The sequence below is a fragment of the Vibrio sp. 10N.222.52.C3 genome, assembly GCF_041474195.1.
GTDB lineage: Bacteria > Pseudomonadota > Gammaproteobacteria > Enterobacterales > Vibrionaceae > Vibrio > Vibrio crassostreae_C.
Genome location: NZ_JBFRTQ010000053.1, coordinates 1 through 328 on the forward strand (window position 1 = coordinate 1; position 328 = coordinate 328).

Below are 328 nucleotides of genomic sequence, written 5' to 3' on the forward strand. Positions count from 1 at the left end.
GCTAGGGGCTTGTTTGAGTCCACCAGCACCCGCTTAATACGGGAAATACGGGAAATACACCAAGACAGGCTAGATGATGCCCCCCAACGGTTCTGTCGTTAATTCCCCGCTGATTACGGGCTTTTTGTTGCCGTTAGGGTCAATGGTTAACCTTCCTGTAACCCCGTGGATGTAACACGCCGATCCCTTATGTGGCGGGGTCTGTGGGTCTTTGTAACCTTGTTACCTTCTTTTTGAAAACTCGAGTTTTGCCGTAAAGTTGCCGTTAACACGGCAAACGTGACCGAAATCACACTTTTACGGTGGTGTTTTAAGGGTTGCGGTTTAA